Origin of the sequence: Pollutimonas nitritireducens, from assembly GCF_002849615.1 — a bacterium.
GTDB classification, from domain to species: Bacteria; Pseudomonadota; Gammaproteobacteria; order Burkholderiales; family Burkholderiaceae_B; genus Pollutimonas; species Pollutimonas nitritireducens.
The window spans coordinates 136,852-163,240 of the sequence record NZ_PDNV01000008.1 but is presented as its reverse complement, the minus strand read 5'-3'; the positions used below and the strand labels follow the sequence as shown (position 1 = coordinate 163,240).

The 26,389-nt window shown below is 58.2% G+C and carries 25 protein-coding genes and 1 pseudogene; 20 read left to right on the top strand and 6 right to left on the bottom strand.

Features of this window, described 5'->3' with window-relative positions; genetic code table 11:
* Positions 1 to 111: 111 nt before the first annotated feature.
* Positions 112 to 2,514, bottom strand: a complete 2,403-nt coding sequence (locus CR155_RS13655; RefSeq protein WP_102070592.1) for a catalase — start codon at positions 2,512 to 2,514, stop codon at positions 112 to 114.
* 179 nt (positions 2,515 to 2,693) lie between these two features.
* Here CR155_RS13655 and CR155_RS21230 point away from each other — a divergent pair, with 179 nt between their 5' ends.
* Positions 2,694 to 2,828, top strand: a complete 135-nt coding sequence (locus CR155_RS21230; protein WP_255399273.1) for a hypothetical protein — start codon at positions 2,694 to 2,696, stop codon at positions 2,826 to 2,828.
* A 68-nt stretch (positions 2,829 to 2,896) separates the two neighbouring features.
* Positions 2,897 to 3,880, top strand: a complete 984-nt coding sequence (locus CR155_RS13650; RefSeq protein ID WP_102070591.1) for a DctP family TRAP transporter solute-binding subunit — start codon at positions 2,897 to 2,899, stop codon at positions 3,878 to 3,880.
* A 24-nt stretch (positions 3,881 to 3,904) separates the two neighbouring features.
* Here CR155_RS13650 and CR155_RS13645 read toward each other — a convergent pair whose 3' ends face one another.
* A complete protein-coding gene (locus CR155_RS13645) occupies positions 3,905 to 5,536 on the bottom strand; it encodes a GMC family oxidoreductase (RefSeq protein WP_102070590.1) in 1,632 nt (543 codons plus the stop codon).
* A gap of 204 nt (positions 5,537 to 5,740) precedes the next feature.
* Here CR155_RS13645 and CR155_RS13640 point away from each other — a divergent pair, with 204 nt between their 5' ends.
* Genes CR155_RS13640 through CR155_RS13605 form a run of 8 tightly spaced genes read left to right on the top strand, consistent with a single transcriptional unit; the run spans position 5,741 to position 14,390 of the window.
* Positions 5,741 to 6,775, top strand: coding sequence for a TRAP transporter substrate-binding protein (locus tag CR155_RS13640; RefSeq protein ID WP_102070589.1), 1,035 nt, complete (start codon positions 5,741 to 5,743; stop codon positions 6,773 to 6,775).
* Between the two features lie 7 nt (positions 6,776 to 6,782).
* Positions 6,783 to 7,388 carry a TRAP transporter small permease subunit gene (locus CR155_RS13635; RefSeq protein ID WP_102070588.1) on the top strand — a complete coding sequence of 202 codons (606 nt, stop codon included), beginning with the start codon at positions 6,783 to 6,785 and terminating at the stop codon, positions 7,386 to 7,388.
* Positions 7,385 to 8,725 (top strand): TRAP transporter large permease, encoded by a 1,341-nt coding sequence (locus tag CR155_RS13630; protein ID WP_102070587.1) that lies wholly within the window; start codon positions 7,385 to 7,387, stop codon positions 8,723 to 8,725. The genes CR155_RS13635 and CR155_RS13630 overlap by 4 nt, the downstream gene beginning before the upstream one ends.
* A gap of 40 nt (positions 8,726 to 8,765) precedes the next feature.
* Positions 8,766 to 9,533 (top strand): SDR family NAD(P)-dependent oxidoreductase, encoded by a 768-nt coding sequence (locus CR155_RS13625; RefSeq protein WP_102070586.1) that lies wholly within the window; start codon positions 8,766 to 8,768, stop codon positions 9,531 to 9,533.
* A 35-nt stretch (positions 9,534 to 9,568) separates the two neighbouring features.
* A complete protein-coding gene (locus CR155_RS13620; RefSeq protein ID WP_102070585.1) occupies positions 9,569 to 11,758 on the top strand; it encodes an alpha-ketoacid dehydrogenase subunit alpha/beta in 2,190 nt (729 codons plus the stop codon).
* Positions 11,759 to 11,768: 10 nt separating this feature from the next.
* Positions 11,769 to 12,491 (top strand): SDR family NAD(P)-dependent oxidoreductase, encoded by a 723-nt coding sequence (locus CR155_RS13615; RefSeq protein ID WP_102070584.1) that lies wholly within the window; start codon positions 11,769 to 11,771, stop codon positions 12,489 to 12,491.
* Between the two features lie 12 nt (positions 12,492 to 12,503).
* Positions 12,504 to 13,199, top strand: a complete 696-nt coding sequence (locus CR155_RS13610) for a GntR family transcriptional regulator (protein ID WP_102070583.1) — start codon at positions 12,504 to 12,506, stop codon at positions 13,197 to 13,199.
* 15 nt (positions 13,200 to 13,214) lie between these two features.
* The gene (locus CR155_RS13605) at positions 13,215 to 14,390 is read left to right on the top strand and encodes a dihydrolipoamide acetyltransferase family protein (RefSeq protein ID WP_102070582.1); all 1,176 of its coding nucleotides are present in this window, start codon (positions 13,215 to 13,217) and stop codon (positions 14,388 to 14,390) included.
* A gap of 1 nt (position 14,391) precedes the next feature.
* Here the strand turns inward: CR155_RS13605 and CR155_RS13600 are convergent, their stop codons facing one another.
* Positions 14,392 to 14,979 (bottom strand): MarR family winged helix-turn-helix transcriptional regulator, encoded by a 588-nt coding sequence (locus CR155_RS13600; RefSeq protein ID WP_102070581.1) that lies wholly within the window; start codon positions 14,977 to 14,979, stop codon positions 14,392 to 14,394.
* Between the two features lie 107 nt (positions 14,980 to 15,086).
* Here CR155_RS13600 and CR155_RS13595 point away from each other — a divergent pair, with 107 nt between their 5' ends.
* The 6 genes from CR155_RS13595 to CR155_RS13575 all read left to right on the top strand — a co-directional run bounded on the left by CR155_RS13595 (position 15,087) and on the right by CR155_RS13575 (position 20,968).
* On the top strand, positions 15,087 to 16,070 hold the full coding sequence (locus CR155_RS13595; RefSeq protein ID WP_102070580.1) for a tripartite tricarboxylate transporter substrate-binding protein: 984 nt from the start codon (positions 15,087 to 15,089) through the stop codon (positions 16,068 to 16,070).
* Between the two features lie 20 nt (positions 16,071 to 16,090).
* Positions 16,091 to 17,653 carry an alkaline phosphatase family protein gene (locus tag CR155_RS13590; protein ID WP_102070579.1) on the top strand — a complete coding sequence of 521 codons (1,563 nt, stop codon included), beginning with the start codon at positions 16,091 to 16,093 and terminating at the stop codon, positions 17,651 to 17,653.
* Between the two features lie 149 nt (positions 17,654 to 17,802).
* Entirely contained in the window at positions 17,803 to 19,038 is a 1,236-nt protein-coding gene (gene sorT / locus CR155_RS13585; protein ID WP_102070578.1) for a SorT family sulfite dehydrogenase catalytic subunit, read from the top strand.
* An 18-nt stretch (positions 19,039 to 19,056) separates the two neighbouring features.
* Positions 19,057 to 19,392 (top strand): SorU family sulfite dehydrogenase c-type cytochrome subunit, encoded by a 336-nt coding sequence (gene sorU, locus CR155_RS13580; protein WP_102070577.1) that lies wholly within the window; start codon positions 19,057 to 19,059, stop codon positions 19,390 to 19,392.
* A 227-nt stretch (positions 19,393 to 19,619) separates the two neighbouring features.
* A complete protein-coding gene (locus tag CR155_RS20810) occupies positions 19,620 to 19,790 on the top strand; it encodes a hypothetical protein (protein WP_158238277.1) in 171 nt (56 codons plus the stop codon).
* Positions 19,787 to 20,968, top strand: a complete 1,182-nt coding sequence (locus CR155_RS13575) for a gamma-glutamyltransferase family protein (protein ID WP_102070576.1) — start codon at positions 19,787 to 19,789, stop codon at positions 20,966 to 20,968. Before CR155_RS20810 ends, CR155_RS13575 begins: the two co-directional genes overlap by 4 nt.
* Before the next feature lie 20 nt (positions 20,969 to 20,988).
* On the opposite strand, the gene CR155_RS13570 is transcribed toward CR155_RS13575, so the two are convergent.
* On the bottom strand, positions 20,989 to 21,960 hold the full coding sequence (locus tag CR155_RS13570; RefSeq protein ID WP_102070575.1) for a Bug family tripartite tricarboxylate transporter substrate binding protein: 972 nt from the start codon (positions 21,958 to 21,960) through the stop codon (positions 20,989 to 20,991).
* A gap of 223 nt (positions 21,961 to 22,183) precedes the next feature.
* Positions 22,184 to 22,408 (bottom strand): annotated as a pseudogene (locus CR155_RS13565) (ureidoglycolate lyase); the annotation flags it as partial.
* Positions 22,409 to 22,499: 91 nt separating this feature from the next.
* Here CR155_RS13565 and CR155_RS20805 point away from each other — a divergent pair.
* The 4 genes from CR155_RS20805 to CR155_RS13545 all read left to right on the top strand — a co-directional run bounded on the left by CR155_RS20805 (position 22,500) and on the right by CR155_RS13545 (position 25,714).
* Complete coding sequence (locus CR155_RS20805; RefSeq protein WP_158238276.1) at positions 22,500 to 22,691, top strand: hypothetical protein; 192 nt, start codon at positions 22,500 to 22,502, stop codon at positions 22,689 to 22,691.
* 69 nt (positions 22,692 to 22,760) lie between these two features.
* The gene (locus CR155_RS13555; RefSeq protein ID WP_102070708.1) at positions 22,761 to 23,717 is read left to right on the top strand and encodes a Bug family tripartite tricarboxylate transporter substrate binding protein; all 957 of its coding nucleotides are present in this window, start codon (positions 22,761 to 22,763) and stop codon (positions 23,715 to 23,717) included.
* A 27-nt stretch (positions 23,718 to 23,744) separates the two neighbouring features.
* Complete coding sequence (locus CR155_RS13550) at positions 23,745 to 24,227, top strand: tripartite tricarboxylate transporter TctB family protein (RefSeq protein ID WP_102070573.1); 483 nt, start codon at positions 23,745 to 23,747, stop codon at positions 24,225 to 24,227.
* Positions 24,227 to 25,714 (top strand): tripartite tricarboxylate transporter permease, encoded by a 1,488-nt coding sequence (locus CR155_RS13545; RefSeq protein ID WP_102070572.1) that lies wholly within the window; start codon positions 24,227 to 24,229, stop codon positions 25,712 to 25,714. Before CR155_RS13550 ends, CR155_RS13545 begins: the two co-directional genes overlap by 1 nt.
* Here CR155_RS13545 and CR155_RS13540 read toward each other — a convergent pair.
* Positions 25,674 to 26,375, bottom strand: coding sequence for a LysR substrate-binding domain-containing protein (locus tag CR155_RS13540; protein WP_102070571.1), 702 nt, complete (start codon positions 26,373 to 26,375; stop codon positions 25,674 to 25,676). The genes CR155_RS13545 and CR155_RS13540 overlap by 41 nt on opposite strands.
* Between the last annotated feature and the right edge of the window lie 14 nt (positions 26,376 to 26,389).

Here is a 26,389-nt window from a genome sequence, read left to right as displayed (position 1 = left end):
GCAGAACGCAGAACGCAGAACGCAGAACGCGGAAGAATGAATCCGCGCTCGGCGCCGCTCAGCATGTCCATTTAGCATTATTGGTTCAGGCCACAGCGTAACGGCACGCCATTACACCTTAGGTGGCAGTGTCTCCCGTTCGAAGTGTCGATGCTTGGCGAGCGCCTGGATAAACTTCTGCGTCGCTTCCTTCGCGCCTCCGGCAGAAATGAGCAGGCCCTTGTCCTGGCTGTTGGGGGTTACCTCGATACCCGATTGGGTCAGCAGCGTAGCGGCGTTGCCGAGTGCCAGTATCGTTTTGCAATGCCGGTATTGATCCTGGATGAACTCGCGCGCGCGACCGTCGGCGACCAATATGCCTATTGCATCCGCGCCATCAGGCACTACCACACCATCGAAAAGAACAGCTGGCTGGTTCTCCAGTGATGCATCCGCATCAATCTGATCGCCATCCGACGTGGCAATCGGACCGATCCGGGGCCCCACAAAGCGAACGACGGCACCCTCGGCCTGGAGGGCGTTGGCGATGGTCCATGCGGATGCGCCATCGGTGCCAGCTGCAATCATGATGGCGACTTTGCGCGTGCGTATGCCGCCATCCCCGGGACGGGCAGTCAGCGATAGCCGCGGTGACTGCTCTATTTCGGGCTCGGGCGATCGCTCCAGGGCTTTAGGCATGGCCTCAGGCAATGGCATTCCCAGACCTTCGGCCACTTTGCTTGCAAGATCTTCCGACGCATTGCGCAGCATCGAGACGACGCGTTCGCGTACCGCGGCGACGGTGACCTTGCTTAGCTCGAAACGGAAGGCGTCGGCAATGTGCTGTTGCTCGAAGGGCGCCTGGCTTTCATAAAACAGCCGGGCCTGGTTGTAATGCTCGGCGAACTTTTCAGGCTTGCCCCGCACTTCGTCTTGCTGCACCGGTTCGGGAAACGAAACGAATCCGGCCGTTCCGGCCTGGAAAGGACAGCCGCCGCCCAATGAATTGGGTTCGTAAGAGGCACGTCCCCGGTGTATTGCCTGCCTGTGCATGCCGTCGCGCTGATTGTTGTGCACCGGCGCAAGTGGAGCATTGATGGGCAGTTCATGGAAGTTCGGTCCACCCAGCCGCGAAATTTGCGTGTCGACGTACGAGTGTATGCGGCCTGCCAGCAGCGGATCATTGGTGAAATCGATACCCGGCACGACATGCGCCGCGCAGAACGCAACCTGTTCCGTTTCGGCAAAGAAATTGTCTGGGTTACGGTTGAGCACCATGCGCCCGACGGGCTGTACGGGCACCAGTTCCTCCGGAACAATTTTTGTCGCGTCCAGCACGTCGAAGCTGTATTTTTCAGCCTCTTCCTCGGTAAAGATCTGTACGCCGAGCTCCCATTCCGGGTAGTCTCCTGCGTCAATCGCTTCCCAGAGATCGCGACGATTGAAGTCTGGATCAGCGCCGCCGATTTTTACCGCCTCGTCCCATACCAGCGAATGCGTGCCCAGCTTCGGATCCCAGTGAAATTTTACAAAGACCGACTGACCCGCTTCATTGACAAGGCGAAACGTGTGCACCCCGAAGCCTTGCATCATGCGAAAGCTGCGTGGTATTGCCCGGTCGGACATCTGCCACATGAGCATGTGCGTCGATTCCGGCATGAGAGACACAAAATCCCAGTACGTATCGTGTGCAGACGCCGCCTGCGGCATGGCATGATGAGGCTCCGGTTTCACCGCATGCACCAAGTCGGGAAACTTCATCGCATCTTGAATGAAGAACACCGGCATATTGTTGCCGACCAGGTCCCAGTTGCCTTCGTCGGTATAAAACTTGACTGCAAAGCCCCGTACATCGCGGGCCGTATCCTTGGATCCGCGTTCACCGGCCACTGTCGAAAAACGTGTAAACAGCGGTGTGATCTTTCCCTTTTCTGCAAATATTGACGCGCGCGTGTATTTCGTAAGAGGTTCGTAACATTCGAAATACCCGTGTGCGCCGGAGCCGCGCGCATGTACGACGCGTTCCGGTATGCGTTCATGGTCGAAATGCGTGATTTTTTCACGCAGAATGAAGTCTTTTAAGAGCGCAGGGCCACGCAGTCCCGCCTTTAATGAGTTCTGGTTATCGGAGACCGTGACCCCTTGATTGGTCGTGAGCGTCTGTCCTGATGAGTCCGCGCGAACGCGGTTCAGCGAGCCGCCGGCGGCGTTCACCCCCGATTCGGCCGCGTCGCCATACTTGGCCGTGTGGTTTGCTTCGGAAGGGGTACTGGCCAAGGCATCCCGGGGAGCCGATGGCGTAACAGCGCCCGGCAGTGGAGACGTCGCATTTTCACGACCATGTTCCTTGGCTTTGGTCGGGTTGTAGGGCATCTCTTGCGCCATACGGGCGGTATTGCCAGCTTTTTGCGCTGCCGGTTCACGGCTGGCTGGGTCCGGTGGGAGGGCCGGGCCGCTGTCGGTATTCTTGAAGGCGCTGTCGGCAGATTTTTGGCCGGGGCGGGGAGCTTTCCCTGTTGGGGGCGACGTGGGCATGCTTATCTCCTGTGGCTGATGTGGATGCTCGCGGCCTGTGCGACGTGGTGCCTGAAGGCCAAGAGGCGAAATGTCCGGTCGGGATGGACAGCAAGCCGTGGGCCTGAGAACGCGGGAGGCAGCCGGGCTGTTGTGCTATGGTCTACGGTTAGACCAGCGGTGGCCCGCAGCCAGCTGAAATGCAGCGCATGATTGCCGCGGCCAATGCGGATCTGGTGGCTCAACAAGACTGGATCAACGACCACCGCAATAAGATCACCACGGCACTCGGGCAATTGCACGCTGACTTCGCCAAATTGCGATCGGCCAAATAGCGGTTGCGCCAGCTGACAGAATAGACGAATTTGCATGTATTCTGTTCTTCTGTTGAAGGAGCCCGGCCATGCTTGGAAGATCGACACTATCCTGTCTGGTGCTGGCTCTCTCTGCCAGCTTTGCGTCGCCCGCTTGGACAGCAATCACGATACGCTACGCGCATGCAATCGGTCCGGATCTTCCGTCAACAGCGGGCGCGCAACGATTCGCGAAGGAAGTCGCGAAGGCGTCGCACGGCGAGATCCATGTGCGCCTTTATGGATCCGGCACACCAGACAGCGCCGCAGCACGACTGAAATCGGTAGAGGCGGGCACATTGGAAATGGGCGCCGTCAAGACCATGGATATGGGGCAACTGCACCCGGCCATGCAAATTTTCGATTTGCCCTATTTGATATCCAGCGAGAGAACGGCGTACAGGGTGCTGGATGGCGAGATTGGCGCCAAGGTGGCAAGCGGTTTGCCGGGGAAGGGCTTGCGCATTCTGGCCTACTGGGAGTATGACTTCAGGCAACTGGGCAATAGCGAAAGACCCGTTACATCAATCGAGGAAATGCGCCACTTGAAGATCAGCGTTCCCAACACGCCGGTTTATCGCCGGTGGCTGCATGGCCTGGAAGCGGTGCCTGTCCCCGTGACGGACGCCGAGCTGTATCGCGCCTTGCGGCAGCGTGATGTCGACGGCCAGGACCACGGTATTTTTTCCATGTATGCGGCGAAATACTACGAGGTCCAGCCGTACTACACCCTGACCAATCACGTATATATGCCTATGGCCCTGTTGATCAACGAGGCCTTCTATCAGTCGCTCACGCCTGCCCATCGACGAATCCTGGTCGAGGCTGCACAGCGTGCGCGGGATTATCAACGTCTGCAAACTACTGAACTGCGCGCGGCCAGACTGGCTGAAATGAGACAGGCGGGGTTGAAAGTCAGCCAGCTTTCGCCCCAGGCTGCCGCCCGGTTTCGGCTCAATGCCAGACCCGCGTACGATGCTGCAGACCCAGCGGTGGACAGGGTGCTTGTGCAGCAAATACTTGATCTGGACTGACTACTGCTGGATGGCCATCAGGTGCTAGCCGTGGCGGATAAGATCGGCGGCCTTATTGCCTATCATCATGGTGGCCGCGCAGGTATTGGCCGATGGGATCGACGGCATGACGGATGAGTCGACGACCCGCAGATTCTGAATACCATGTACACGAAGCTGGTTATCCACGACGGCGAATTTGTCGCTGGCCGGCCCCATGCGTGCGGTTCCATTGACATGATAGGAAGACACGCCATAGCGCCTGGCAAAATCAAGCAGCTCGTCATCCGATTCGCACGGTCCCCCCGGCAGGGTTTCGCTTTCGAAATAGGGTTCAAGCGGTTTGGAGCGCAGTAGCCTGCGGGCCAGCCTGATGCCTCGGATCAGCGTAAGTTGATCATCGGGATGATCCAGGTAATTCGGCTGGACGACAGGGTCCTGGAAATGATCGGTTGAATTGATGTGCACATAACCTCTGCTTGCGGGGCGGTGTTGCCAGACGCCTGCGGTCATTCCGGGGAAGTCATCAAGCATGCCGACATAACCTTCCTTGTAGCTGGCAGGAGAGAAGACACCCTGCAGATCCGCTGCGGTAAGCTCTGGCCTGGATTTCCAGAAGTAGTGAACCAATGAGGGGCTCAGCGCCATCACACTGGGTTTTTTTCTAAGCCAGTTGTACAGTTGTCCACCCAGTTTCAGGCCTTTCACGAGTTCGTTCATCGTCTCGATATTCTTTACCCGTGCAACGACTCGAACGGAGTAATGATCGCTCAGGTTTTCGCCGACTCCGGGCAAGGCGTGGACTATGGGAATGGCCAGCGCTTGCAGAAGTCCTGTCGGCCCTACGCCAGACAATTGGAGCAGCTTGGGGGTATTGATGGCGCCGCAGGCAATGATCACTTCTTTGCCTGCCATGACAGCCATGCTCCTGCTCGGATGCTGCGGATGGCAATACGCCACGCCAACGGCTTTTCTTCCCTCGAACAAGATCCGGCTTGCCTGTGCATACGTCTTGATGTGCAGGTTGGAGCGGGACCTTATCGGCTTGAGAAAGGTGCTTGCGGTACTCATGCGCCAACCCCTGTCGATGGTTCGTTGGAAATAGCCCACTCCGGCCTGGTCCATGCCGTTGTAGTCCGGATTGCGGGGAATGCCGGCTTCAACCGCGCCTTCCATGAACGCCTCGCAGAGCGGATGTATCCAGTCGATGTCCGAAATGGGCAATTCGCCCGTGCTGCCACGGTAATAGTCGTCGCCGCCCGTTCTTTTTTCGAGGGATTTGAAATAAGGCAGTACGTCGCTGTAAGCCCAGCCCGGATTGCCCAGATTCGCCCATGCATCGTAGTCGCTGCGCTGGCCACGGTTGAAAACAAGGCCATTTATCGACGTGGAGCCGCCGAGCGTGCGTCCTTGCGGAATGGGTATGCGTCGACCGTTTGTATTTTCTGTCGGTTCGCTGGAAAACTGCCAGGCGTACTTGGGGTTGAATACGGCCTTTATAAAGCCTGCGGGTATGTGCAGAAACAGGGAGTTGTCTGGCGGACCCGCTTCCAGGAGGCATACCGTCGAGCCGTCCTCGGACAGCCGGTTGGCCAGTATCGCCCCTGCGGCGCCCGACCCGACAATGACGTAATCAAAATATTGCGTGCTGGAAGCCAATGATTTTTCTGTTTTCATAAGCAGACTCATTCCCATAGGGCAACAGGCGCCTGGACACATTGATGGACAGGAACAGTATCGCATGGAACGGCTTATGTTGTGATCACAAATATCATATTGACTTTGAATTTCTCGCCTTGTAGTATCAAGCAACACCGCACGCAACGATGGTGTACCGGGAATCTCATCAAGCAGGTTCATTTGGATCATATTGGAGACGACATGAAGCTTAAATACACCATCGCTGCAGTCGCGGCTGCGTTCTGTTTTACCGCCACGCCGTCCGCCGGCGCTGTGGAAGTCGATGTGGCCAGCACCTTTCCCAAAGACATGCTGTTCCTTGGGGACGGCCTGAAACAATTCGCCAAGGCGGTTGATGAAATCAGCAAGGGCGATATCAAGATAAAGATCCATGGCGCCGGCGATCTGGTGCCGGCGCTCGAGGTATTGAACGCGGTCAGCAGTGGTGCCGTAAGCGGCGGATACGATTGGGTAGGCTATTGGGGTGGCACAATTCCGGTGGCCAACCTGGTGGGTGCACTGCCTTTTGGGCCGACGCCTGAAGTATTGGCCGAATGGATCTGGGAAGGCGGCGGGATGCAAATCATCCAGAAAGCTTACGACGCGCACAACGTCAAGTTCCTTCCTTGTGTGGTCGTACCGGCAGAACCCGCAGGTTGGTTCAACAAGGAAATCAAAAGTGTCGCCGACCTCCAGGGTTTGAAAATGCGCATAGGCGGCCTGGCAGGGCGCGCGCTGACCAAGGTGGGTGTCAGCCCGCAAATGATACCGGGTGGCGAGGTATTTGTTTCGCTCGAGCGCGGCCGCATCGATGCCGCGGAATTCTCCTTGCCGGCCATCGACGAGAGTATCCAGTTGCAAAAGGCGGGGAAGTACTACTACTTCCCCGGCTGGCATCAACCCTCCAGCATCAATTCCGTCACCTTCAACAAGAAAGTATGGGACGGCTTTACCGACCTGCAGAAGAATCAAATTACTACGGCGTGCCGGTCTTCGTTCCTGTGGACACTGACAAACGGCGTTCCTGAGCAGTTGGCTACCCTGAAGCGCATGGAAAAGGGTGGAACCACAATTAAACGCTTGCCAGACGAGGTGTTGGCAGCCCTGCGCAAGGCAACGAATGAAGTCATCGAAGAAGAACGCAAAAGAGATCCCCTTTTCGATGAAGCCTATGGATCGCTAAGCGCCTATATCGAGGGTGCGGATCGCTGGAAAGCCTTGCAAAGCTTGAAGTGAGGTAATTATGATCAGGCGCTCCCATTCGGGCGTCATAACGCGTTGGGGAGATGCGCTGCTTGAAGCGTGCGCACTCCCTGGCCGTTATGCCTCCGCGTTGATTTTTATTCTCATCTTCGTTGTGCTGGTTACCGTCGTTGGCGCACAATTTGGACTTAGCGACCTGGCCAAGTGGGAGACACGCATCCCCTTGTTGGGTACTCACCTGAACATGACAAGCCTGGGAGAACTTCAGTGGCATCTGTTTTCCCTGTTGATCATGTTGTCGGGCGCCTATGCCCTGAAAGAAGACCGTCATGTGCGTGTCGACGTCCTGTCGACACGTCTTTCCGACCGGACACGGCTCTACATTGATATTTTCGGCGATCTTTTTTTACTGCTTCCTTTCTTCGCATTATTGGCGTGGTATTCGCTAGGCTTCACTCAAATGGCCTTCCAGTTCGGCGAGCAGTCGAACGCGGGCGGCCTGGTCGACCGATATCTGGTGAAAGCGGTGTTGCCGATCGGCAGTGTATTGATGCTGGGCGCGGGGGTTGGACGCATTTTGCGAAATGTAGCTATGTTGCTGTCTCTACGTAAGTCAGATCCCACTGCGGAGCGCCCGGCACAATGACTTATCTCTTACCATCGTTGATGCTGCTGGCCCTCGTCGTGGGCATTTTCTCCGGGTATCCGGTTGCTTTTCTGTTAGCCGGTCTGTCGGTATTGTTCATGTTGCTTGGCGATATACCGCTGGCATCATTTTCGCTGATCACCAGCCGGGTATTCGGAGCGGTCCTTGAAAACTGGATCCTGGCTGCCATTCCCCTGTTCATCTTCATGGGGATCATGCTCGACAAGTCCAAAGTGGCGAACAAACTGTTGAACGAGCTCGAAGCCCTGTTCGGCGGCAAGCCGGGTGGCCTCGGGCTGGCTGTCGTCATTATCGGCATCATCATGGCGGCCAGCACGGGGATCATCGGCGCATCGGTGGTGCTCATGGGCACCATGGCGTTACCGCTCATGCTCAGGCAGGGATACGACAAAACGGTGGCGATCGGCACAGTCCTTGGCTCTGGCACCTTGGGTATTCTTATCCCGCCCAGCATCATGCTGGTCGTGTTCGGCGATGTCATGCAAATACCCATAGGTGATCTGTTCGCGGGCGCGCTGATTCCGGGCTTGATGCTGGGGGGCTTCTACGCCCTGTATATCATCTATGTAGCTCTTACGAACCCCAGAAAGGTACCGCCCGGGCCTGCGCCGCCTGCAGGTAGCCGCGCAAAGCTGATATTGCGCCTGATGTCGAACCTCGTCGTTCCAGGACTCCTGATTTCCAGCGTGCTGGTGTCCATAGTAGTCGGCTTCGCCACACCTACCGAAGGCGCGGCCATAGGGGCATTCGGCGCAATGGTTCTGGCATTGTTCAGCGGCCAGCTGTCGTGGTCGGTGTTGAAGTCCAGCTTGAAGGAGACCTGTCTTACAACGGGCATGATACTCATATTGGCAATAGGCGCCACCGCATTCAGCCTCGTGTTCAAGCGGGTCGGCGGGCAAAGCATGATCGAAGATGCGGCCGGCATGCTGGGCGCCAGCCCATACATGGTGATCCTGGCCATCATGGTGCTTATCTTTGTGCTCGGCTTCTTCCTGGAGTGGATAGAAATTTCGTTCCTGGTCCTGCCCTTATTTGCGCCCATCGTGGCAGGGTTGGACTTTGGCGATGCGTTCGCAAACCAGGGCGAAGTCATGATTTGGTTCGCCTTGCTGGTGGCCATCAATCTGCAGACCTCATTTCTGACGCCGCCATTCGGTTATGCGCTTTTCTACCTCAAAGGCATCGCCATACCTGGCGTGACCACAGCGGATATCTATCGAGGTGTCGTACCGATTGTTCTGATGCAGCTTCTCGGTGTCTTGCTCGTTGCGCTCTTTCCCATCATTGCCCTTTGGCTGCCGGGAAAGGTATGACATACGTTTCTTCCACCGGATTCCAAAGGGGCTTGAACCTATGCATAACGGATTGTTCAATCTAACAGGCAAGACGGCGCTCATAACGGGCGCGGCCGGAGGCATAGGATCTGAAATCGCACGCACGTTTGCGCAGTGCGGAGCGAGCCTTATGCTTGCGGACCGGGAGCTCGAACAAATGCAGAGTCTCGCCTTGGAACTGCGTTCGGCGGGGTGCAAGGTCGACGCCGTGGCTCTGCAGGTCCAGTATCCCGGCGCATGTAGCGACGCCGTCCAGAAAACGCTGGGCGCTTATGGTGGCGTTGACATCCTGATCAACAGTGCCGGCGTCAACACGCGCATGCGACCCGAAGCGTACACGGAAGCCATATGGGACGAGATCATCGACATCAACCTGAAGGGTACCTTCAATATGTGCCAGGCGGCTCACGCTCCTTTGGCCGTCAAGGGCGGCAAGATTGTCAATATCGGTTCCATCCTGTCCCTGGTTTCCAATGCCATGACAGCCCCATATTCCGCTAGCAAGGGCGGCGTTCTGCAGTTGACCAAATCGCTCGCCTGCGCCTGGGCCGAGAACGGTATCAATGTAAACGTCATCTTGCCAGGCTGGATCGATACCGCCTTGTCGCGCCAGGCAAGAGTCGATATTGCCGGGCATGCCGAACGTGTGGTGCAAACCACCCCCATGAGACGCTGGGGCACGCCGCAAGACATCGTCGGGGCGGCGGTCTTCCTGGCCAGTGCGGCGTCGGACTTCATGACCGGTGCCAGCCTGGTCGTGGACGGCGGCGTGACTGCCCACGCCTAGGAGGATGTTTCAATGTACAAAGCAACGGAGACGCCATGCGCCTGACAGCAATTGATAACACCACGCCGATGCAAAGGCTCGAGATAGAGGACGCCGATTGGGAAAAACTGAGCGCTCCGGAAGCCAGGCGGCTGGTCACCTTGCTATTGGCGGCGCGTCATTTCGAGGAACGCATATTGCTGCTCGATAAGCTCAATCTGGTGCACGGGCCGGCACATTCCAGTCTTGGACAAGAAGGCGGAGCAGCCGGCTGTATTGCCGCGCTGCCGGTCGACACCATGATCAATGGTACGCATCGCGCTCATCATCAGTGCCTGGCCAAGGCAATCAACGCGTTGTATGACGAAAAATTCGATCCGGTCGCAACGCGACGTCTGTCGGAGAACATGCGTGAGGAAACGCGCCGGATGATGCACGAGATTCTGGGCTTGCGCGACGGCTGGACAGGCGGCCGTGGCGGCTCCATGCACTTGCGCCGCGCCAAGCTTGGCATCATGGGCACCAACGCCATTGTCGCGGGCGGCCTGCCGATTGCATGCGGGCATGCCTTTGCCGAAAAAGCTAGGCAGGGTACGAAGATGATGGTCAGCTTTTTCGGCGATGGCGCTGTTCACCAGGGAGCCACGCACGAGGCCATGAATCTGGCCGCGCTATATCGGCTGCCTCTATTGTTCTTTCTGGAAAATAATCGATATGCGGTATCGATGAGCATCGAGCAATCCACCTTCCAGACGCAGCTGCTTACGCGGCCACAGGCCCACGGTATCCCCTCTGTATCGGTAGATGGCATGAATCCCTATGCCGTATGGCTGGCTGCCCGCTGGGCTCAAGAACAAATCCTGCAGCACGGCGGCCCGGCGTTTATCCAGGCCGATGTTTATCGCTTCTACCACCAAAGCTCGTCGGTGCCAGGCAGTGCGTTCGGTTACCGAACCCGCGACGAAGAAAACCAATGGCGGCAACGCGATCCGTGGCCGCAGCTCAAGCGCGAACTGCTTGCGCGGAAAATATTGAACCAGGCAGATCTCGATGCAATCGACGAGGCAACCGTCGAAGCGGTCGAGGCAGCCTATCAGTCATGCGTGGACGGGTCCGGTTCCGCCGCCCGGATACGTACAGAATTGTGGCCCGACGTGGCGACCGTCGATGATGACCTCACGAGCGATATGTCCGAATTCGAAGGTGTGACATTCTCCGAGATCGAAGATTTCGCCCCGCAGCAATTGGAAAGCCTTTCGTTTATTGAAGCCATGCCGCGGGTCGTGCGTGCGCGCATGCAAGAAGACGACTCAATCTATATCTTTGGCGAGGATGTCGCTAATATGGGCGGCGGCACGGTAGGGGCAACCAGGGGCCTGCTCGAACAGTACGCTCACCGGGTCATCAATACACCGATCACGGAGAATGGCTTTTGCGGACTGGCGACGGGGGCGGCGTTGTCGGGGTTGCGCCCTATTGTCGAACTGATGTATAGCGATTTTTTCTTGGTCGCGGGCGACCAGCTATTGAATCAGGCGGGCAAAATACGCCATCTCTTTGGCGGAACGGCCTCAGTCCCGTTGGTTCTACGCACGCGGGTTCCCGGACATGAAGGCTACGGATCGCAGCACTCAATGGACCCCGCTGGCGTTTTCGCATTGTTTCCGGGCTGGCGTATCGTGGCGCCGTCCAATGCATTCGACTACGTGGGATTAATGAACTCGGCGCTGCTTTGCAACGATCCCGTGCTGGTCATCGAGCCTCAGGAGTTGCACAGAATCAAGGGTTTGGTGCCTAAGGATTGCAGTCACTATATTCCTATCGGGAAAGCCCGTTGTGTGGCTGAAGGTTCCGACATCACGCTGCTTGCTACACTGACGATGGTGCAAGTGTGCAAAGACGTGGCCGATCGCTTGGGGGTGAGCGCCGATGTAATCGACCTGCGTACCTTGTCGCAGCGCGACATCGATTACGACACGATAGGCGCATCGGTCAAAAAGACTGGACGTGTTGCCATCGTCGAACAAACCACCCGGGGCGCCAGCATAGGGGCCATCATCGCAGATGAAATCCAGCGACGGTTCTTTGACTATCTCGACCAGCCGGTCAAGCGGGTGACGGGGCGCTGGGCGCCACCGGTTGTATCCAGGGCGCTTGAAGCGGCGGCACTGGCAGGCCAGGCCGATGTGGAAGCGGCGGTCGAAGCAATGATGGCAGACAGCGGTCTCGCTGTCTCAAACACTTAGGGATACCAACATGCCTTTCTCATTGAAGGGAAAAGTGGTGGTCATCACTGGCGCAGCAGGCGGCATAGGTTCGGAGACGGCAAGGGTATGTGCCGGTCTGGGCGCCACCCTGATATTGGTCGATGTCAGGAGTCCTCATGAAATTGCCGATGAGTTGCGCGGCACTGGTGCATCGGTACAAACCGCCGCTTTCGATGTGCGTGACCGCAAGGCGTGCGAAGACTTCCTGGGTCAGGTGCCACGGCTGGACGTCATTGTAGCGAATGCCGGCTACTGCCCCTGGGATGACTGGAACGATCCAGAGTGGGACGACGTCTTCCATGAAACTGTCGACATCAACGCGCTGGGAGTCGTCAATGTGCTGCGACCCGCGTTCGAAAAAATGACGCAGCAGCGCGCCGGCCGTATGGTGCTGGTGTCGTCCGTAGCGGGTCGCATGGGTGGTCTCAAGGCGAGCCCACACTATGTTATCGCCAAGGGTGGCGTCAATGCCCTGGTCAAGTGGTTGGCAAGGAAGGGGGCGCCCTATGGCGTTACAGTAAATGCAGTTGCCCCTGGCGCCACGGCCACCAATATGGTGCGCAACCAGGTTTTCGACGAGCAGGCCATTCCACTGGGGCGAATGGCTACGCCGCGCGAGATCGCGTTACCTATCGCCTTTTTGTGTTCCGATGCCGCAAGCTATATATGTGGAACCATCCTGGACGTCAATGGCGGCGTCTATATGAATTGAACCTGGAATCTTATGAGCAGTATGTTGGAAGGATTGTTGCCACGTCAGGAAAGAACGACGATGGCCGACAAGGTATATCTCGATATCAAGCGGTTATTGCTGTCGGGTTCAATTCCGCCGGGTGAAAAGGTGACATTGCGCGGGCTGGCCAATGTGCTTGGTACAAGTCCCATGCCCGTGCGCGATGCGACGACTCGACTGGTCATCGAGGGGGCGCTCGACATGCTGCCAAATCGAGGCTTGCGCGTCTTTAAGCCCAAGCGTCAAAAGTTTCACGAAATCGTTAAATTGCGTTGCTGCCTTGAAGGTTTTGCAGCCGAAGAAGCCGTGGGCAATATAGATCAGAAGACCATTGCGGAAATCAAAGCGCATGTGCGAAAGTTCGATCGCCTGGGCCGCCAGAAAAAGATCGATATGGTGGCCGTCATCGAGGCCAACCGCGACATCCACTTCACCCTGTATGCCGCCGCGGGAATGCCCATGCTCGAGACGATGATCGAGAACATCTGGACGCAGATCGCGCCTGTGTTCGCGCTAAGCATGAGTACCAAGGACAGACGTTCCGAAAAGTGGGAATCGTTCGACCACCACGACCGGTTGGTACAGGCCCTGCTTGCGCGGGACGGGCAGGCGGCGCGCGAAGCCGTCGTCGCGGACATCCGTGATGCTGCCGACTATATCGAAAGCATCGCCAATTTATCGGATTGACAGGAGACTGGTGCAATGACCATACAAGTTCTGATGCCCGGTGCGGGCGCAGGAACATCCCACGGAAAGATCATCCAGTGGCTTAAACAAAAAGGCGACAAGGTGTCCGCCGGCGATATCCTGGCCGAGGTAGAAACCGACAAGGCCGTGATCGACGTCGAGGCTTTCGATGAAGGCGTCTTGCAGGAAATCGTGGTGGAAGCCGGCGACGTCGAAGTCGCGGCTGGCGAGGTCATCGCGATATTATCGAATTCGGTACAGGACCAGCCCAAGGATATCGCGCCCACAACGGCCTTCCCACGTCATTTCGCCAGCCCATCGGCACGCCGATTGGCACGACAGGCCGACGTCGATGTCACGACCTTGAAAGGCAGTGGCCCGGGGGGGCGGGTTGTTCGCGTCGATGTCGAAGCAGCCGCTACGTTTGCCGCGTGTGTTCCAGCCCCGACATCCGCGCCATCCACAGTGCGCCCCTCATCGACCCCAGAATCGTCGACGCACGCCCAACGTATTCCCCACAGCACGATGCGCAAGACGATCGCGCGACGCTTGCAGGAAGCGAAGCAGCAGATCCCGCATTTCTATCTCACTGTCGACTGCCGCATGGATGCGGCATGGGACATGAGAGCGCAGATAAACGCCATATTGGCTGGATCAGGCCAGCGCCTGAACATTACGATCAACGATGTACTCGTCTATGTGGTGGCGCGGGCATTGGCAAGAGTGCCCGATGTGAACGTACGCTGGGCTGCCGACGCCATGCAGCAAAACAGCGGTGTGGATATCAGTGTGGCGGTTTCGACGGACAAGGGCCTCGTGACGCCTATAGTCAGGGATGCCGACCGCAAAGGACTGGTGGAGATTTCCCGAGAGGTTGACGCGTTGGTCGACAAGGCCAGGGCAGGACGATTGGCACCCGCTGATTATGAGGGTGGCGGGCTGACGATATCGAATTTGGGAATGCAGGGCATCAAGGCATTTGCTGCGATCATCAATCCGCCGCAAGCGGCTATCCTGGCCTTTGGGGCCGTGGAAAAACGGCCCATCGTCCTGGACGACGCCCTGTCTATCGCTCGCGTCATGACGGTGACGATGTCCGCTGACCATCGGGCGATAGACGGTGCCGCTGCCGCTCGCTTTCTGGCAGAGTTGAAGGGCCTGTTCGAAACCCCGTACTCGCTGCTTGCATAGACTATGGTGTACGGCGATGCGCTGGTGCGCTCCATCCGCCAGCGGCGTTGCCCGGGCGACTCCTGTGCGGCCTTTCCTTGATCAAGTCATCTGCCATCATCTGGCCCGCCCGGCGTACGACGCGGTCCAGCATGGAGCCGAGCGCACGCAGCTCGTCCACATCCAGGTCCTGGAAAATTCCTTTATTCAGCGACGCAACTACCGGCATGATCTGGCGATACAAGCGTATACCGGAAGGCGTAACGGATATGTGCACTGTCCTTGCGTCGCCCGGGTCGCGACGGCGCATCAGCAGCCCCTTACTACACAACGTGCCGATGGCGCGCGACGTGCGGGGGGCATCAAGGCCAACTGCCCGAGCCAATTGGGTCGATGTCAGCCCGTCGTGCTGAACTCCGACTGCCAGCAGACGCCATTCGCGACGCGTGATATTAAAGCGCCCTTCGCACAGGCGCGTGAAAATGGGGTTTCCGGCTGACCATGCACGGTAAAGCCTGAACATCATCATGTCGTCCAGCGTGGGCAAGTGGTCCACCAAATCCTGTGCACGGTCCGACGCTCGCAGAAGGTCAGTCTTTTTTATATTCATGGGACGGGGCTTTCCCTGACAGTCGGATAGTTGATTAGAACAAGTATTACTTCGCTTGATAAGCTGCCATCCAATATTAAGATAAATCAAGTCTAAGGAGACGAGCGATGATAGAGAACGCTTTTAGGGCCGCCTTGTTGCCGTGCATGTTGTTCGCAGCTTGTACCGCCGGCGCTGCACAGGACAATGCCCCTAAGCTGTCCACGCCGGTGACGATAGTCGTGGGTTATGCACCAGGCGGCGCGACCGATCGCGCCGCGCGCATCGTGGCTACCAGCCTGCAAGCCAAGCTGGGCGTGTCGGTCGTGGTGGAAAATAAAACAGGTGCGGGCGGCCGTATCGCCGCGCAGCATGTCAAGAATGCCGGCCCGGATGAAAATATGCTGCTGCTCGGCAACCCTGCCGTGATGGTGGTGGCGCCCTTTGTTTTCGAAAGCCTGGCCTACGATGCCGTGAAAGATTTCCAACCCGTTTCCATGGTGACCGAATACGGTTTTGGTGTCGCCGTTTCGGCGGACAGCCAGATCAAGGACATGAAAGGGCTGGTGAACTGGGCCAAGTCCAATCCGGATAAATTCAATATTGGTGTTCCCGCAACGGGCAGCCTTCCGCATTTCTTCGGTTTGATGCTCTCGGAGCAAATCGGGACCGAAGGTCAGATCATCGGCTATCGCGGCTCCGCTCCGGTCATTACCGATCTGATCGGCGGCGCCGTTCCGGTTGCCATCGACACGCTCGACGTCCTGACACGTCAGCATGAGGGCAAGCGCATTCGTATCCTGGCCACTTCAGGGCAAGAGCGCGAAGCAGCGCTGCCGGACGTGCCTACGTTCACACAAGCCGGCGTCGATCTGCAAGCGGCAGGATGGAATACCTTTTTTGCTTCTTCCGCGATGCCCAAGGCCAAGGCCGACATGTTGGGTGAAACGCTCAAGTCGGTAACCGCCGATCCCGACGTACGCAAGACACTGCTGCAGAATGACCTGATTCCGGTGTCGGCCAATGCGCAGGAAACCGGCAAGCTGGTGGACGCATTCCGCGCCCAGTGGGCTCCCGTGGTGAAGGACTCCGGTTTCGTCGTCACCCAATAGTGGGATAGCGGACAATAGTGATGAGACTACCCAAAAACGTTCTTTTCATCATGGCGGACCAGCTGCGCGCCGACCATTTGGGGTGCTATGGCCATCCCTTCATTCGCACGCCCAATATCGATGCGCTGGCCAAGCGGGGCGTGCAGTTTGACCGCGCCTTCGTGAATTCCGGCGTGTGCGGACCTTCGCGCATGAGCTACTACACCGGTCGCTATCCTTCCACGCATGGCGCAACCTGGAACCGTGTACCTCTATCAGTGGGCGAAGTGACGATGGGCGAATACTTGCGTGAAAGCGGCCGCAAGCTGGTGCTTGCCGGCAAGACGCACGTCATGGTGGATCATGCCGGACTTGAGCGTCTTGCGCTGGACGGCGGCAGCGAACTGGGGCGCCTGCTCAGCAGCGGCGGCTTCGAGGAAATAGATCGCTACGATGGCCATCATGAGCCGGGCGATGAAAGCGGCTATCCCGCTTACCTGCGTCGCCACGGTTATGTGTCGGATGACCCGTGGACGGACTACGTCATCTCGGCACAGGGTCCTGAAGGCAAGCCCGTCAGCGGCTGGAATATGCGCAATGCAGGCTATCCTTCATTGGTGAAGGATGAGCACTCCGAAACCGCCTATATGACAGACCAGGCGCTAGGCTTCATGAAGCAGCAGGGCGATAAGCCGTGGGTCATGCACTTGAGCTACGTGAAGCCGCACTGGCCCTATATTGCGCCCGCCCCCTATCACGCGATGTATTCTCATGACGAGTGCCTGCCGGTGGTACGCAGCGAAGACGAACGGAGCAACGCCCATCCCGTGGTCGCGGCCTACCGGCAGCAAGAGGAAAGCGTCAGCTTCTCGATGGACGAGTGCATACGCACCGTGCGCCCCGCGTACCAGGGCTTGATCACCCAGCTGGATGACCACCTGGGCAGGCTGTTCGATTACATGCAGCAAGCTGGCCTCATGGACAATACCTTGATCGTCTTCACGGCCGACCACGGAGATTTCCTGGGCGACCACTGGCTGGGCGAGAAAGAGCTGTTCTACGATACCGTGCAACGTGTACCGTTCATCGTGGTCGATCCTTCGACGGCGGCGGATGCGACCCGGGGCAGTGTCGAATCGAGAATGGTCGAGTCCGTGGATGTACTGCCCACGATGCTCGATTGGCTGGGGCTTCCCTTGCCCATGCATCGCCTGGAGGGGCGCAGTTTGCTGCCCCTTTTGCATGGCCAGCAGGTAGCGTGGCGGGACTGTGTGTTCTCCGAGCTGGACTACAGCTATCGGCAGTCGCGCCTGTTGGTCGGGAAGACGCCGCAGAATGCGCGCGCCTGGTCCGTTCGTACCGACCGGTGGCGTTACGTGTACTGGATGGATGAGCCGGAACAGTTGTACGACCTGCACGCGGACCCGCATCAGTTTCACGACTTGGGGGGCGATCCTGCCCACGCGCAGGTGCGGGCGGAGTGCCGCGAACGGCTGCTGGCGTGGTTCGCCGGCTTGAAAAGGCGCACGACAGTGGGTTTCGAGGACGTCGAGCGGGGAACCAACGCCTACAAGAAGGCGGGCGTGTTCTTCGGCCAGTGGTGACTCGCGGGGTCATGTTGCACATCGACGAAGTGGTCCCAACTGGGCTCTTTGGGCTAAAGCCTTGCCGTTGTTATGGTTATAGGCTATAAGTTCATAGCTTAAAACAATAAAAATTGCTTATTCATTTCCGCCAATACAGGAGATCCATTATGCACAACACCACGGACATCACGCGTCGGCGCATGCTTATCACCGCGAGCGGTGCAGTTGCCTGGGCCGGCCTTGGCGGCGGCTTGGCACTGGCCGATTCCAACGAACCGGCAGCCAAGTCCTCGCCGGGCCCTGTATCCAATGCCAAGCCCTTGCCTCCCTACGCCAAGTGGAAAGATGCGGACAGCATGATAGTCCACAGCGCCAACACCATCGAGACGCGGCGCAATGCTTTCGGGTCCAGCGGCATTACACCGCTGGACAGGCTTTACATACGAAACAATATTTCGCCGCCGTCCGAAGACATCATGAAGGAACCAGATGCCTGGAAGGTCGAGGTCAGTGGTGTCAAGTCACCGCGCAGCTTTACCGTGGCTGAACTCAAGTCGCTGGGTCTGGCTTCGGTCGCCGTGGTGTTGCAGTGTTCCGGCAATGGCAGGGGCTTTTCCGAGCACAAGCCCAGCGGCACGCAATGGACCGTAGGCGCGGCGGGCTGCGTCATTTTCACCGGTGTCCCGGTCAAGGCGGTGATTGAGGCCGCCGGCGGCATGGCGGACGGCATGACCTATATGACCAGCACCGGCGGCGAAGAAATTCCGGCCGGGCTTGATCCCAATACCATCATGGTCGAACGCTCGGTGCCGGTGTCCGGCATTGAAGACGCGATTCTTGCATGGGAAATCAATGGCGAGCCCCTGCCATTGGCCCACGGTGGTCCCCTGCGCGTTATTGTGCCGGGTTATGCGGGCGTCAATAACGTGAAGTACGTCAAGCACGTCGCCTTCACCAAGGAGCAATCCCCCGCCAAGATCCAGCAAGGCAGCTATCGTTTCTCGCCCATTGGTGTCAAAGGTACGCCGGAATTTGATTCGATCTGGGAAATGGACCCTAAATCATGGGTCACGTTGCCATCGGATCCCGAGACGCCTGTGAAGGCAGGAAGGGTCCAGATCAGTGGTGTTGCCATGGGCGGCATGAGTGAAGCCAAGAAGGTCGAGGTTTCTGTGAATGGCGGCAAGGACTGGCAAGAGGCGCAGCTTACCGGACCGGATCTGGGCAAGTATGCCTGGCGCGGCTTCGTACTGGCCGCCGACCTGAAGCCGGGCAAATACCAGCTGGCCAGCCGGGTCACCAATGCAGACGGCACCTCTCAGCCGGAAATGCGCAAGGAAAACAATCGGGGGTACATGAACAACAGCTGGCGTGACCACATGGTGGCGATAGACGTCGCTTAAGCTTTCTGAAGGATAGTAATGAAATTTGCAGTAAGTATTGTGGCGCTCACGCTGGCCGGCGCCGCAGTCCCTTGTATGGCTGATGGTGCTGCGGATGCCGGGATGCTGGCCCTTGGAAAGGCCTTGTTCCAGACGCAGGCGACGCCGGCCTGTGCCATATGCCATACCTTGGCGGATGCTGGCGCCGAGGGTGCCATCGGCCCAAACCTGGATGAACTCAAGCCGGGCCTGGAACAGGTGCGTCGCGCCCTGAAAGACGGCGTAGGTGTCATGCCATCATTTGCGGACACCTTGAGCGAAGACGAACTGAATGCGGTTGCGGAGTACGTGGTCAGCGCGAGTAAGGGCGGCTGAAGACGTTGATGCAATGTTGCGACCGGTACTATGGGTGCCGAGCGTTCGTACTGCGGGCGGTTCGATCGTGGGCTTGCAATACCTCGATCAGAAGCGTCAAAAAAGATTCTGCATCATGTGTCAGTGACCCACTTTCGGATGTCAGCACTTGAAGGCTGCGTTGGGGTAGTGCCTCGCCGACTAACGGTACGGCAACCAGGGAACCTTTTGATATCAGGCAGCAGGTTGTGCGCTACGCCTTCGTTGGTTCCGATGCGAATGGTACTGTGTGCGGCGTGTTGAAGATTGCGGATGTGACGCAGCACGCCATCGGAATCCATGGCAACGCGACGAGCGTGGTCGGCGAGAAGTTCTCCCGCCTGGGTAAGCACCATCCCTTCCCGCCGCCGTTTGAATAGGCGAGTCCCCATGGGACGGCTTCCTGGTCTCGCCTACCGTGCATCGCCAGTGGCAAAAGCAAGTAGCCAAGCTCAAAGATCAGCCCGGCTATGCAGAGTCCTTCGCGCCGAATGGGCGCGCACCCATGCCCGGCGAGCGCTTTCAATGCCCCGGGCAGGCGCAGACATTGGCGTCGATCGCATCCAGCAAGGGAGAGTCCTTTTACCGGGGCGAGCTGGCGCAGTCGATCCTTGCCCATTCACGCAATACCGGCGGTTTCTTCACCGAGGACGACCTGTCTGGCCATACTGCCGATTGGGTAGACCCCATCGGAATGCGATATCGCGACTATGAACTGCTGGAAATAGGTCCCAATGGACAAGGCATAGGGGCGCTGATGGCGCTGGGTATGCTGAATCAATTCGACATGGTGGGCCAGCAGCGTGACAGCGCACGGTACATGCATCTGCAAATCGAGGCAATGAAGCTTGCGTTTGCCGATATGTACGAATATGTCGGAGACAGCGGACACATGAACGTGTCCAGCGCACAGTTGCTTGATCCTGCCTATCTGGCCGACCGTGCCCGCCTGATCGACCCGCAGCGCTGCAGTGCGCATCGCCATGGCTTGCCGCACTCGGGCGGTACTGTCTACATGACGGCAGCCGACAAGGATGGCACGATGATCTCGCTGATCCAGTCCAACTTCAAGGGGTTCGGGTCAGGTGTGGTGGTACCTGGAACGGGTATTGCGTTGCATAACCGGGGCTGGGGCTTCAGCACGCGCCCGGGCCATGCCAACGTGGTCGCGCCTGGGAAACGGCCATTCCATACGATTATCCCGGGCTTTCTCATGAAGAACGGGACGCCGCACATGAGTTTTGGCCTCATGGGCGGCTCCATGCAGGCACAGGGGCATGTGCAGATTGTTAGCCGGCTGGCCGATTTTGGTCAGAATCCGCAGGCGGCCAGCGACGCGCCGCGCTGGCGTGTTCAGGACGATAACATCGGCGTGGCCGTGGAATGGAACACCGCGTCTGAGGTTATCGACCAGCTGCGCCGCTACGGGCATCCTGTGACGGTTGCCCCGCGTTTCAATCTGGAATTCGGCAGCGCGCAGATGGCGATGCGTATGGAACAAGGCGGATATCTGGCCGCCTCGGATCACCGCAAGGATGGCTACGCGCTGGGATTCTAGGCCCGGCTACCGACGACAGTTCAGTCGACGGACGCTCCGGAACGCTTGACTGCCTTGCCCCACTTCTGGATCTCGTCAGCGACGAAACGTTGTCCGTTCTCCGGCGTGTACACGAGCGGCTGGCCTCCACGCGCACTGAGTGCCTTCGCCATCTCGGGCGATTCAAGGATGGCATTGATTTTCTGGTTCAGATACTTGACCACGTCGTCGGGCGTGCCGGCAGGCGCGAATATCATCGCCCAGCCAACCGCTTCAAAGCCCGGATAGCCGGATTCGGCCACAGTGGGAACGTCAGGCAACTGCGCCACCCGCTCGCGCGTGGTAACAGCCAACGGTATGGCGGATTTGGATTGCAGGTGTGGCAGGGCGGCCGTGACCGAATCCACCATCAGGGGCACATGGTTGCCAAGGAAATCCGCCTGCGCTGGACCGCTGCCTTTATAGGGTATGTGGCGCAACTCGATACCGGCGTCGGCCTTCAGCATTTCCGCGGACAGATGTTGAGTCCCGCCAATGCCGGCACTTGCATACGCGAGCTCATCGGGTTTTGCCTTGGCCTTGGCAATAAGGTCGGCCATGGAATTGATGCCGCTTTTTGGATTGGCCAGGAAAATCAGCGGGACGGTGAAAATCCCGCCGACTGGCTTGAAGTCGTCCTTTAAGGAATACCCTGGGTTGCTATACAGCGTCTGGTTGATTGCGCCAGCGCTGCCGCCGACCGCAAGGGTATAACCATCTGGCTTCGCGCGAGCCACGTGCTGCATGCCGATATTGCTTCCAGCGCCTGCCTTGTTTTCTACGATCACGGGTTGGCCGACTTCTTTGGCCAATGCTTCCGCCACCATGCGCGCAAAAATATCGGTGGCCTGACCGGGTGGGAACGGTACGACCAGATTGATGGGTCGTTCGGGATAGGCGGCATGGGCGAAGCCTGCTGCGCTGACGAGGGCACAAGCCATGAGGCTGGTAAATAGATTGAGTCGCTTGGACATGAAGCACCTTTGTTGGGTTCTGTACTGAGATATAAACACGCATCGGGATGGAACGGCAACACCGGGTGGGGGGGGCCGTGTCGATCCAGGAATCGCTGCAGCGCAGGGTGGGCGCAGCGTCCGGATTGGTCTTTCGACCGGGCGCAGTTGTACTGTGCTCGTCGAGAGCGAATTGTACCGGTTGCCGGGCGATTCCAAAAAAAGTAGCTAGAGCGCAGGTAGATCACGTTTCCGGAGTTCGATGGGTCATCTTTATGGGGTCGGCCACAACGGCGAAAGGCCGGATCTGCCTAAACGCTTCGTCGCCTGATGTGCCATCACGCCACATGTATAAGGCGAACAGCGCCGGTTTATCGAACACGGTGAGTCCATGATGCCAGGTGTCGGCCCGGTATGTCACACCCTGCTTGTCTGCGGCGAGGAAAGCCCTTGCCCTCCTTGTGTCGGGGCCGCCGTCCTGTCCGTGCGGCGCTCCAGCGTCCTCACGCGCAAGGGCAGATACGGCGACGGAGCCCGCCTAACCATGGAAACGCTGGCGCGTGCAGATTTCCCAGGGCATTATCGAAATAGATACACAAATCCGTGAACGGCACATCGCCGACGTCGGCAATACGGCAGGCGGCGAATGGATTGAAACCGGTAACGTGGTGAATGGCGCTCTCATGAAAGTGGGAATGTCGCTGTACCGCGGAAGCGAGTGTGACGGCGATAAACGAATTGACACTGCCTAGCCTGGGGCTTACTCTGCCCGCAGGCATCACCACGTGATGAAAAATCAGAAAGAATCCGAGGAGTCCGCAATGAAAGTTGTCAAGTTAGTGAAATCGTTGGCCGTTGTGACCGCGCTGTGCGCGGGCGCGGCGCAAGCCCAGGTCAGCGTCATGCTGCCTGCCAATCCGGGCGGCGGTTGGGACGCTACGGGACGCCAAGCGTTCCAGGCCATGAACCAGGCCGGCATCTACAAGGGTACCGTCAACTTCTCCAACAAAGGCGGCGCGGGCGGCACGATCGGCCTGGCCGATTTTCAGCGCTCGCAGAAAGGCAAGCCGGATGCACTGGCGGTATTCGGTGCCATCACGGTGGGTGCAATCACACTGAACAGTTCACCCGTCGATCTAAGCAAATTCAAGCCGGTCGCACGCCTTACCGCGGAATACCTGGTGCTTGCGGTCAAGGCAGATTCTCCGCACAAGACCCTGGGTGACTTCGTTGCCGCACTCAAAAGCGACCCTGGTGCTGCGGCCGTGGGCGGCGGCTCCGCCGGTGGTGTGGACCATATCGCGTTGGCCTTGCTGGCGCAAAGCGCGGGCGTGCCTGTGCCGAAGTTGAACTATATCCCGCAGGCCGGTGGCGCAGACACGGTCATCGGCATCATTAACGGAACACTTAAGGCCGGCATTTCCGGTATTTCCGAGTTCCAGCAGTTTGCGCAGGAAGGGCGCATACGTATTTTGGGCGTCACGACCGCCGAACGCATGAAGGGCCAACCGGACATTCCCACGTTCAAGGAAGCAGGCTACGACGTGGAAATTGCGAACTGGCGCGGTATTCTGGGCTCGGTCGACATGCCCGAGGCCAATCACAAGGAATGGGTGGAACGCTTCGCCAAGCTGAACGAAAGCGAGGCTTGGAAAGCTGTTCTTCAAAAGCAAGGTTGGGACGCCTATTTCCTGCCTGGCAATGAATTCGGAGAATTCATCCAAAGCGAAAGCAGCCGCATCAACAAGATCCTGAAAGACGCAGGGCTGGCCAAGTAAGCACGTAGCACCAGGGAAGGAATACCGATGACGTTGTTGCGCAAGGGCCCTTGGTGGCTGGGGTTGGCGGTAATCTTAATGGGCGCCGTCTGTCTTTATGCCTCGACCGGCCTGGCTGCTACCGCGCAGTATGCGGCCATTGGGCCTGGTATGTTCGTCAGTGGTGTCGGCTTTGGGTTGATCGGGCTCGGTGTGCTTGTGCTGGTACAAATCGCTCGTGGCGAAGTGTTCGAACCAGAAGAGGCCGAGAATGCGGTGCCAGGCCAGTCCATGGACAAACGTGCTTTTTTCACGGCACTGCTGGCTGCCATCGTTCCCGCGCTCACCATTGAAACGCTCGGCCTGCCGGTGACGGCCATGTTGTCGTTCATGCTGGTGGCGCGCGCGTTCGGTTCACGACGTCTTGTCTTCGACCTTGTCGTCGGGTTTGTGCTGGCCAGCTTATGCTGGTTTATCTTTGGATGGCTCGGGCTGCAGCTGGGCGGTTTCTTCCCATTGGCGGGCGTGTAATGGATACTCTGGCACTATTGCTTCAAGGCTTTGAAGTCGCGTTGACGCCCACCAACCTGATGTGGGCGCTAGTCGGGTCCATATTGGGAACGGCTATCGGCATTCTTCCTGGTATAGGCCCCGCCCTGACCATCGCATTGTTGTTGCCGGTCACTGTATCGGTGGGGCCGGTGTCGGCCTTCATCATGTTTGCCGGCGTCCTTTATGGAGCTATGTACGGCGGGTCGACCACTTCCATCCTCATTAATACGCCCGGTGAAGCGGGGTCGATGATGACCGCGCTCGAAGGCAATAAAATGGCGCGGTCCGGAAGAGGGGCTGCAGCGCTCGCTACGGCTGCGATCGGCTCCTTTGTTGCAGGAACCATCGCGACACTGCTATTGACGTTTGCGGCGCCTGTCGTCGCGGAATTGGCTTTTCTGCTCAAGCCTGCCGACTACTTCGCCTTGACGATACTTGCCTTCACGTCGGTGGCCGTGGTCATGGGCGCGTCGCGGGTGCGTGGATTTGTTTCCTTGTTCATCGGGTTGGCATTGGGGGTGATAGGCATTGATGCCATGACCGGCCAGCCCCGCATGACCTTCGGCAGTGCTGCGCTGCTGGACGGCGTGGAACTGACGGTCGTCCTGGTATCGTTGTTTGCAATCGGAGAAATCCTGTACGTAGCCAGTCGCTACTCAGGATCGAAAGACGAGATCGTCGCCATCAAGGGTAAAGCCTTCATGACGCGCGAAGACTGGCGCCGTTCCTGGAAACCGTGGCTGCGTGGTACGGCCATCGGCTTTCCCATAGGTACGATTCCTGGCGGCGGCTCTGAAATACCCACCATGCTGTCCTACACGCTTGAGAAGAAGCTGTCCCGCCACAAAGATGAATTCGGTAAAGGCGCGATCGAAGGGGTCGCGGGACCGGAAGCAGCCAACAATGCGTCCGCGGCTGGCGTTCTGGTGCCGCTGCTCACGCTGGGGCTGCCAACTTCCGCCACGGCAGCCATCTTGTTGGCAGCTTTCCAGAACTACGGTCTGCAGCCAGGCCCTTTCCTGTTCACCAGCAACCCGGAACTGGTCTGGGGTTTGATCGCGTCCCTGTACATCGGCAATGCCATGCTGTTGGTGCTGAACCTGCCTTTGGTTGGCATATGGGTAAAGCTGCTGCAGATTCCACGGCCGCAGTTGTACGCCGGTATCCTGGTCTTCGCGGTGATGGGTATCTGGGGCGTATCAGGTTCGGTGTTTGACCTGGGCCTGATGGCCGCCTTGGGTGTGCTCGGCTATGTGATGCGGGTTTATGGTTTTCCCATTCCACCGCTATTGATAGGCCTGATACTCGTGCCGCTGACTGAAAATCAGCTCAGGACCGCCCTGGCAGCGGGGCAGGGAAAGGTGTCCGTTCTGTTCGAAACGCCAATTTCCGTGACCTTCCTGCTCATCTCCTTCCTGTTCCTGTTCATGCCCGTGTTATTGAAACGTTTGAAGAAGGCTGCGTAGTAGGGCAGTCTTTCATCGCCGCCACAACGTCTTTCACTTTCTGGATGAAGGCACGGCTGCCGGGCGAAAGGTGGCGGTCGCGGCGGTAAAGAATGCCGATACTCCTTTGTGCCGTAGCATCGCAGAGTGGCTTGTACTGTAGCGTAGCCATTGGCAGCGCGTTCAGCGGGAGCTTTGGCAACACTGCAATGCCCAACCCTTGCTTGACCAGCACTACTGCCGTCGTCATATGCGTGATGTCATAGTGCAGTAGGGTGGGTGGCGATTCGGTTCGAACCGCTTTATCGAATTGGCTGCGTGCGCTGGAACCGTGGGAGAGCAACACCAGCTCGTAAGCCAGTAAGTCCTTCCATGTGACGCAGTCCAGATGGCTGATGGGATGACCGGGCGGGAAAACCACGCAGAAAGTGTCTTCCACAAGTGGCTCGAATGCCATGTCGGACATTTCGTCCAACCGTGTGGCCAGTGCGAACTCCACCTGATTGGTGCGCAGCATAGTAATCAACTCATCGTTATACGCCTCCATGACCCTGGCTTCGAGGCCCGGGAACTGACTGCGTAATGCGGCCAGCGCAGCGGGAACGAGCGTCAGCGAGGCGGAGGGCAAGGCACCCATGATCACGACGCCGCGGCGCTGTCCGACAGGCAAATGGGCTTGCATCGCCCGTTTACACA

Excerpts from the sequence above, each read along its gene's own strand:
- CR155_RS13540 (WP_102070571.1), bottom strand. The coding sequence starts at position 26,375 with ATGCAAGCCCATTTGCCTGTCGGACAGCGCCGCGGCGTCGTGATCATG.
- CR155_RS21230 (WP_255399273.1), top strand. The coding sequence starts at position 2,694 with ATGCAGCGCATGATTGCCGCGGCCAATGCGGATCTGGTGGCTCAACAA.
- CR155_RS13630 (WP_102070587.1), top strand. The coding sequence starts at position 7,385 with ATGACTTATCTCTTACCATCGTTGATGCTGCTGGCCCTCGTCGTGGGC.
- CR155_RS13550 (WP_102070573.1), top strand. The coding sequence starts at position 23,745 with ATGACGTTGTTGCGCAAGGGCCCTTGGTGGCTGGGGTTGGCGGTAATC.
- CR155_RS13620 (WP_102070585.1), top strand. The coding sequence starts at position 9,569 with ATGCGCCTGACAGCAATTGATAACACCACGCCGATGCAAAGGCTCGAG.
- CR155_RS13615 (WP_102070584.1), top strand. The coding sequence starts at position 11,769 with ATGCCTTTCTCATTGAAGGGAAAAGTGGTGGTCATCACTGGCGCAGCA.
- CR155_RS13655 (WP_102070592.1), bottom strand. The coding sequence starts at position 2,514 with ATGCCCACGTCGCCCCCAACAGGGAAAGCTCCCCGCCCCGGCCAAAAA.
- CR155_RS13570 (WP_102070575.1), bottom strand. The coding sequence starts at position 21,960 with ATGTCCAAGCGACTCAATCTATTTACCAGCCTCATGGCTTGTGCCCTC.
- CR155_RS13555 (WP_102070708.1), top strand. The coding sequence starts at position 22,761 with ATGAAAGTTGTCAAGTTAGTGAAATCGTTGGCCGTTGTGACCGCGCTG.
- CR155_RS13590 (WP_102070579.1), top strand. The coding sequence starts at position 16,091 with ATGAGACTACCCAAAAACGTTCTTTTCATCATGGCGGACCAGCTGCGC.
- CR155_RS13635 (WP_102070588.1), top strand. The coding sequence starts at position 6,783 with ATGATCAGGCGCTCCCATTCGGGCGTCATAACGCGTTGGGGAGATGCG.
- CR155_RS13625 (WP_102070586.1), top strand. The coding sequence starts at position 8,766 with ATGCATAACGGATTGTTCAATCTAACAGGCAAGACGGCGCTCATAACG.
- sorT (WP_102070578.1), top strand. The coding sequence starts at position 17,803 with ATGCACAACACCACGGACATCACGCGTCGGCGCATGCTTATCACCGCG.
- CR155_RS13645 (WP_102070590.1), bottom strand. The coding sequence starts at position 5,536 with ATGAAAACAGAAAAATCATTGGCTTCCAGCACGCAATATTTTGATTAC.
- CR155_RS13610 (WP_102070583.1), top strand. The coding sequence starts at position 12,504 with ATGAGCAGTATGTTGGAAGGATTGTTGCCACGTCAGGAAAGAACGACG.
- CR155_RS13650 (WP_102070591.1), top strand. The coding sequence starts at position 2,897 with ATGCTTGGAAGATCGACACTATCCTGTCTGGTGCTGGCTCTCTCTGCC.
- CR155_RS13640 (WP_102070589.1), top strand. The coding sequence starts at position 5,741 with ATGAAGCTTAAATACACCATCGCTGCAGTCGCGGCTGCGTTCTGTTTT.
- CR155_RS13545 (WP_102070572.1), top strand. The coding sequence starts at position 24,227 with ATGGATACTCTGGCACTATTGCTTCAAGGCTTTGAAGTCGCGTTGACG.
- CR155_RS13605 (WP_102070582.1), top strand. The coding sequence starts at position 13,215 with ATGACCATACAAGTTCTGATGCCCGGTGCGGGCGCAGGAACATCCCAC.
- CR155_RS13595 (WP_102070580.1), top strand. The coding sequence starts at position 15,087 with ATGATAGAGAACGCTTTTAGGGCCGCCTTGTTGCCGTGCATGTTGTTC.
- CR155_RS13600 (WP_102070581.1), bottom strand. The coding sequence starts at position 14,979 with ATGAATATAAAAAAGACTGACCTTCTGCGAGCGTCGGACCGTGCACAG.
- sorU (WP_102070577.1), top strand. The coding sequence starts at position 19,057 with ATGAAATTTGCAGTAAGTATTGTGGCGCTCACGCTGGCCGGCGCCGCA.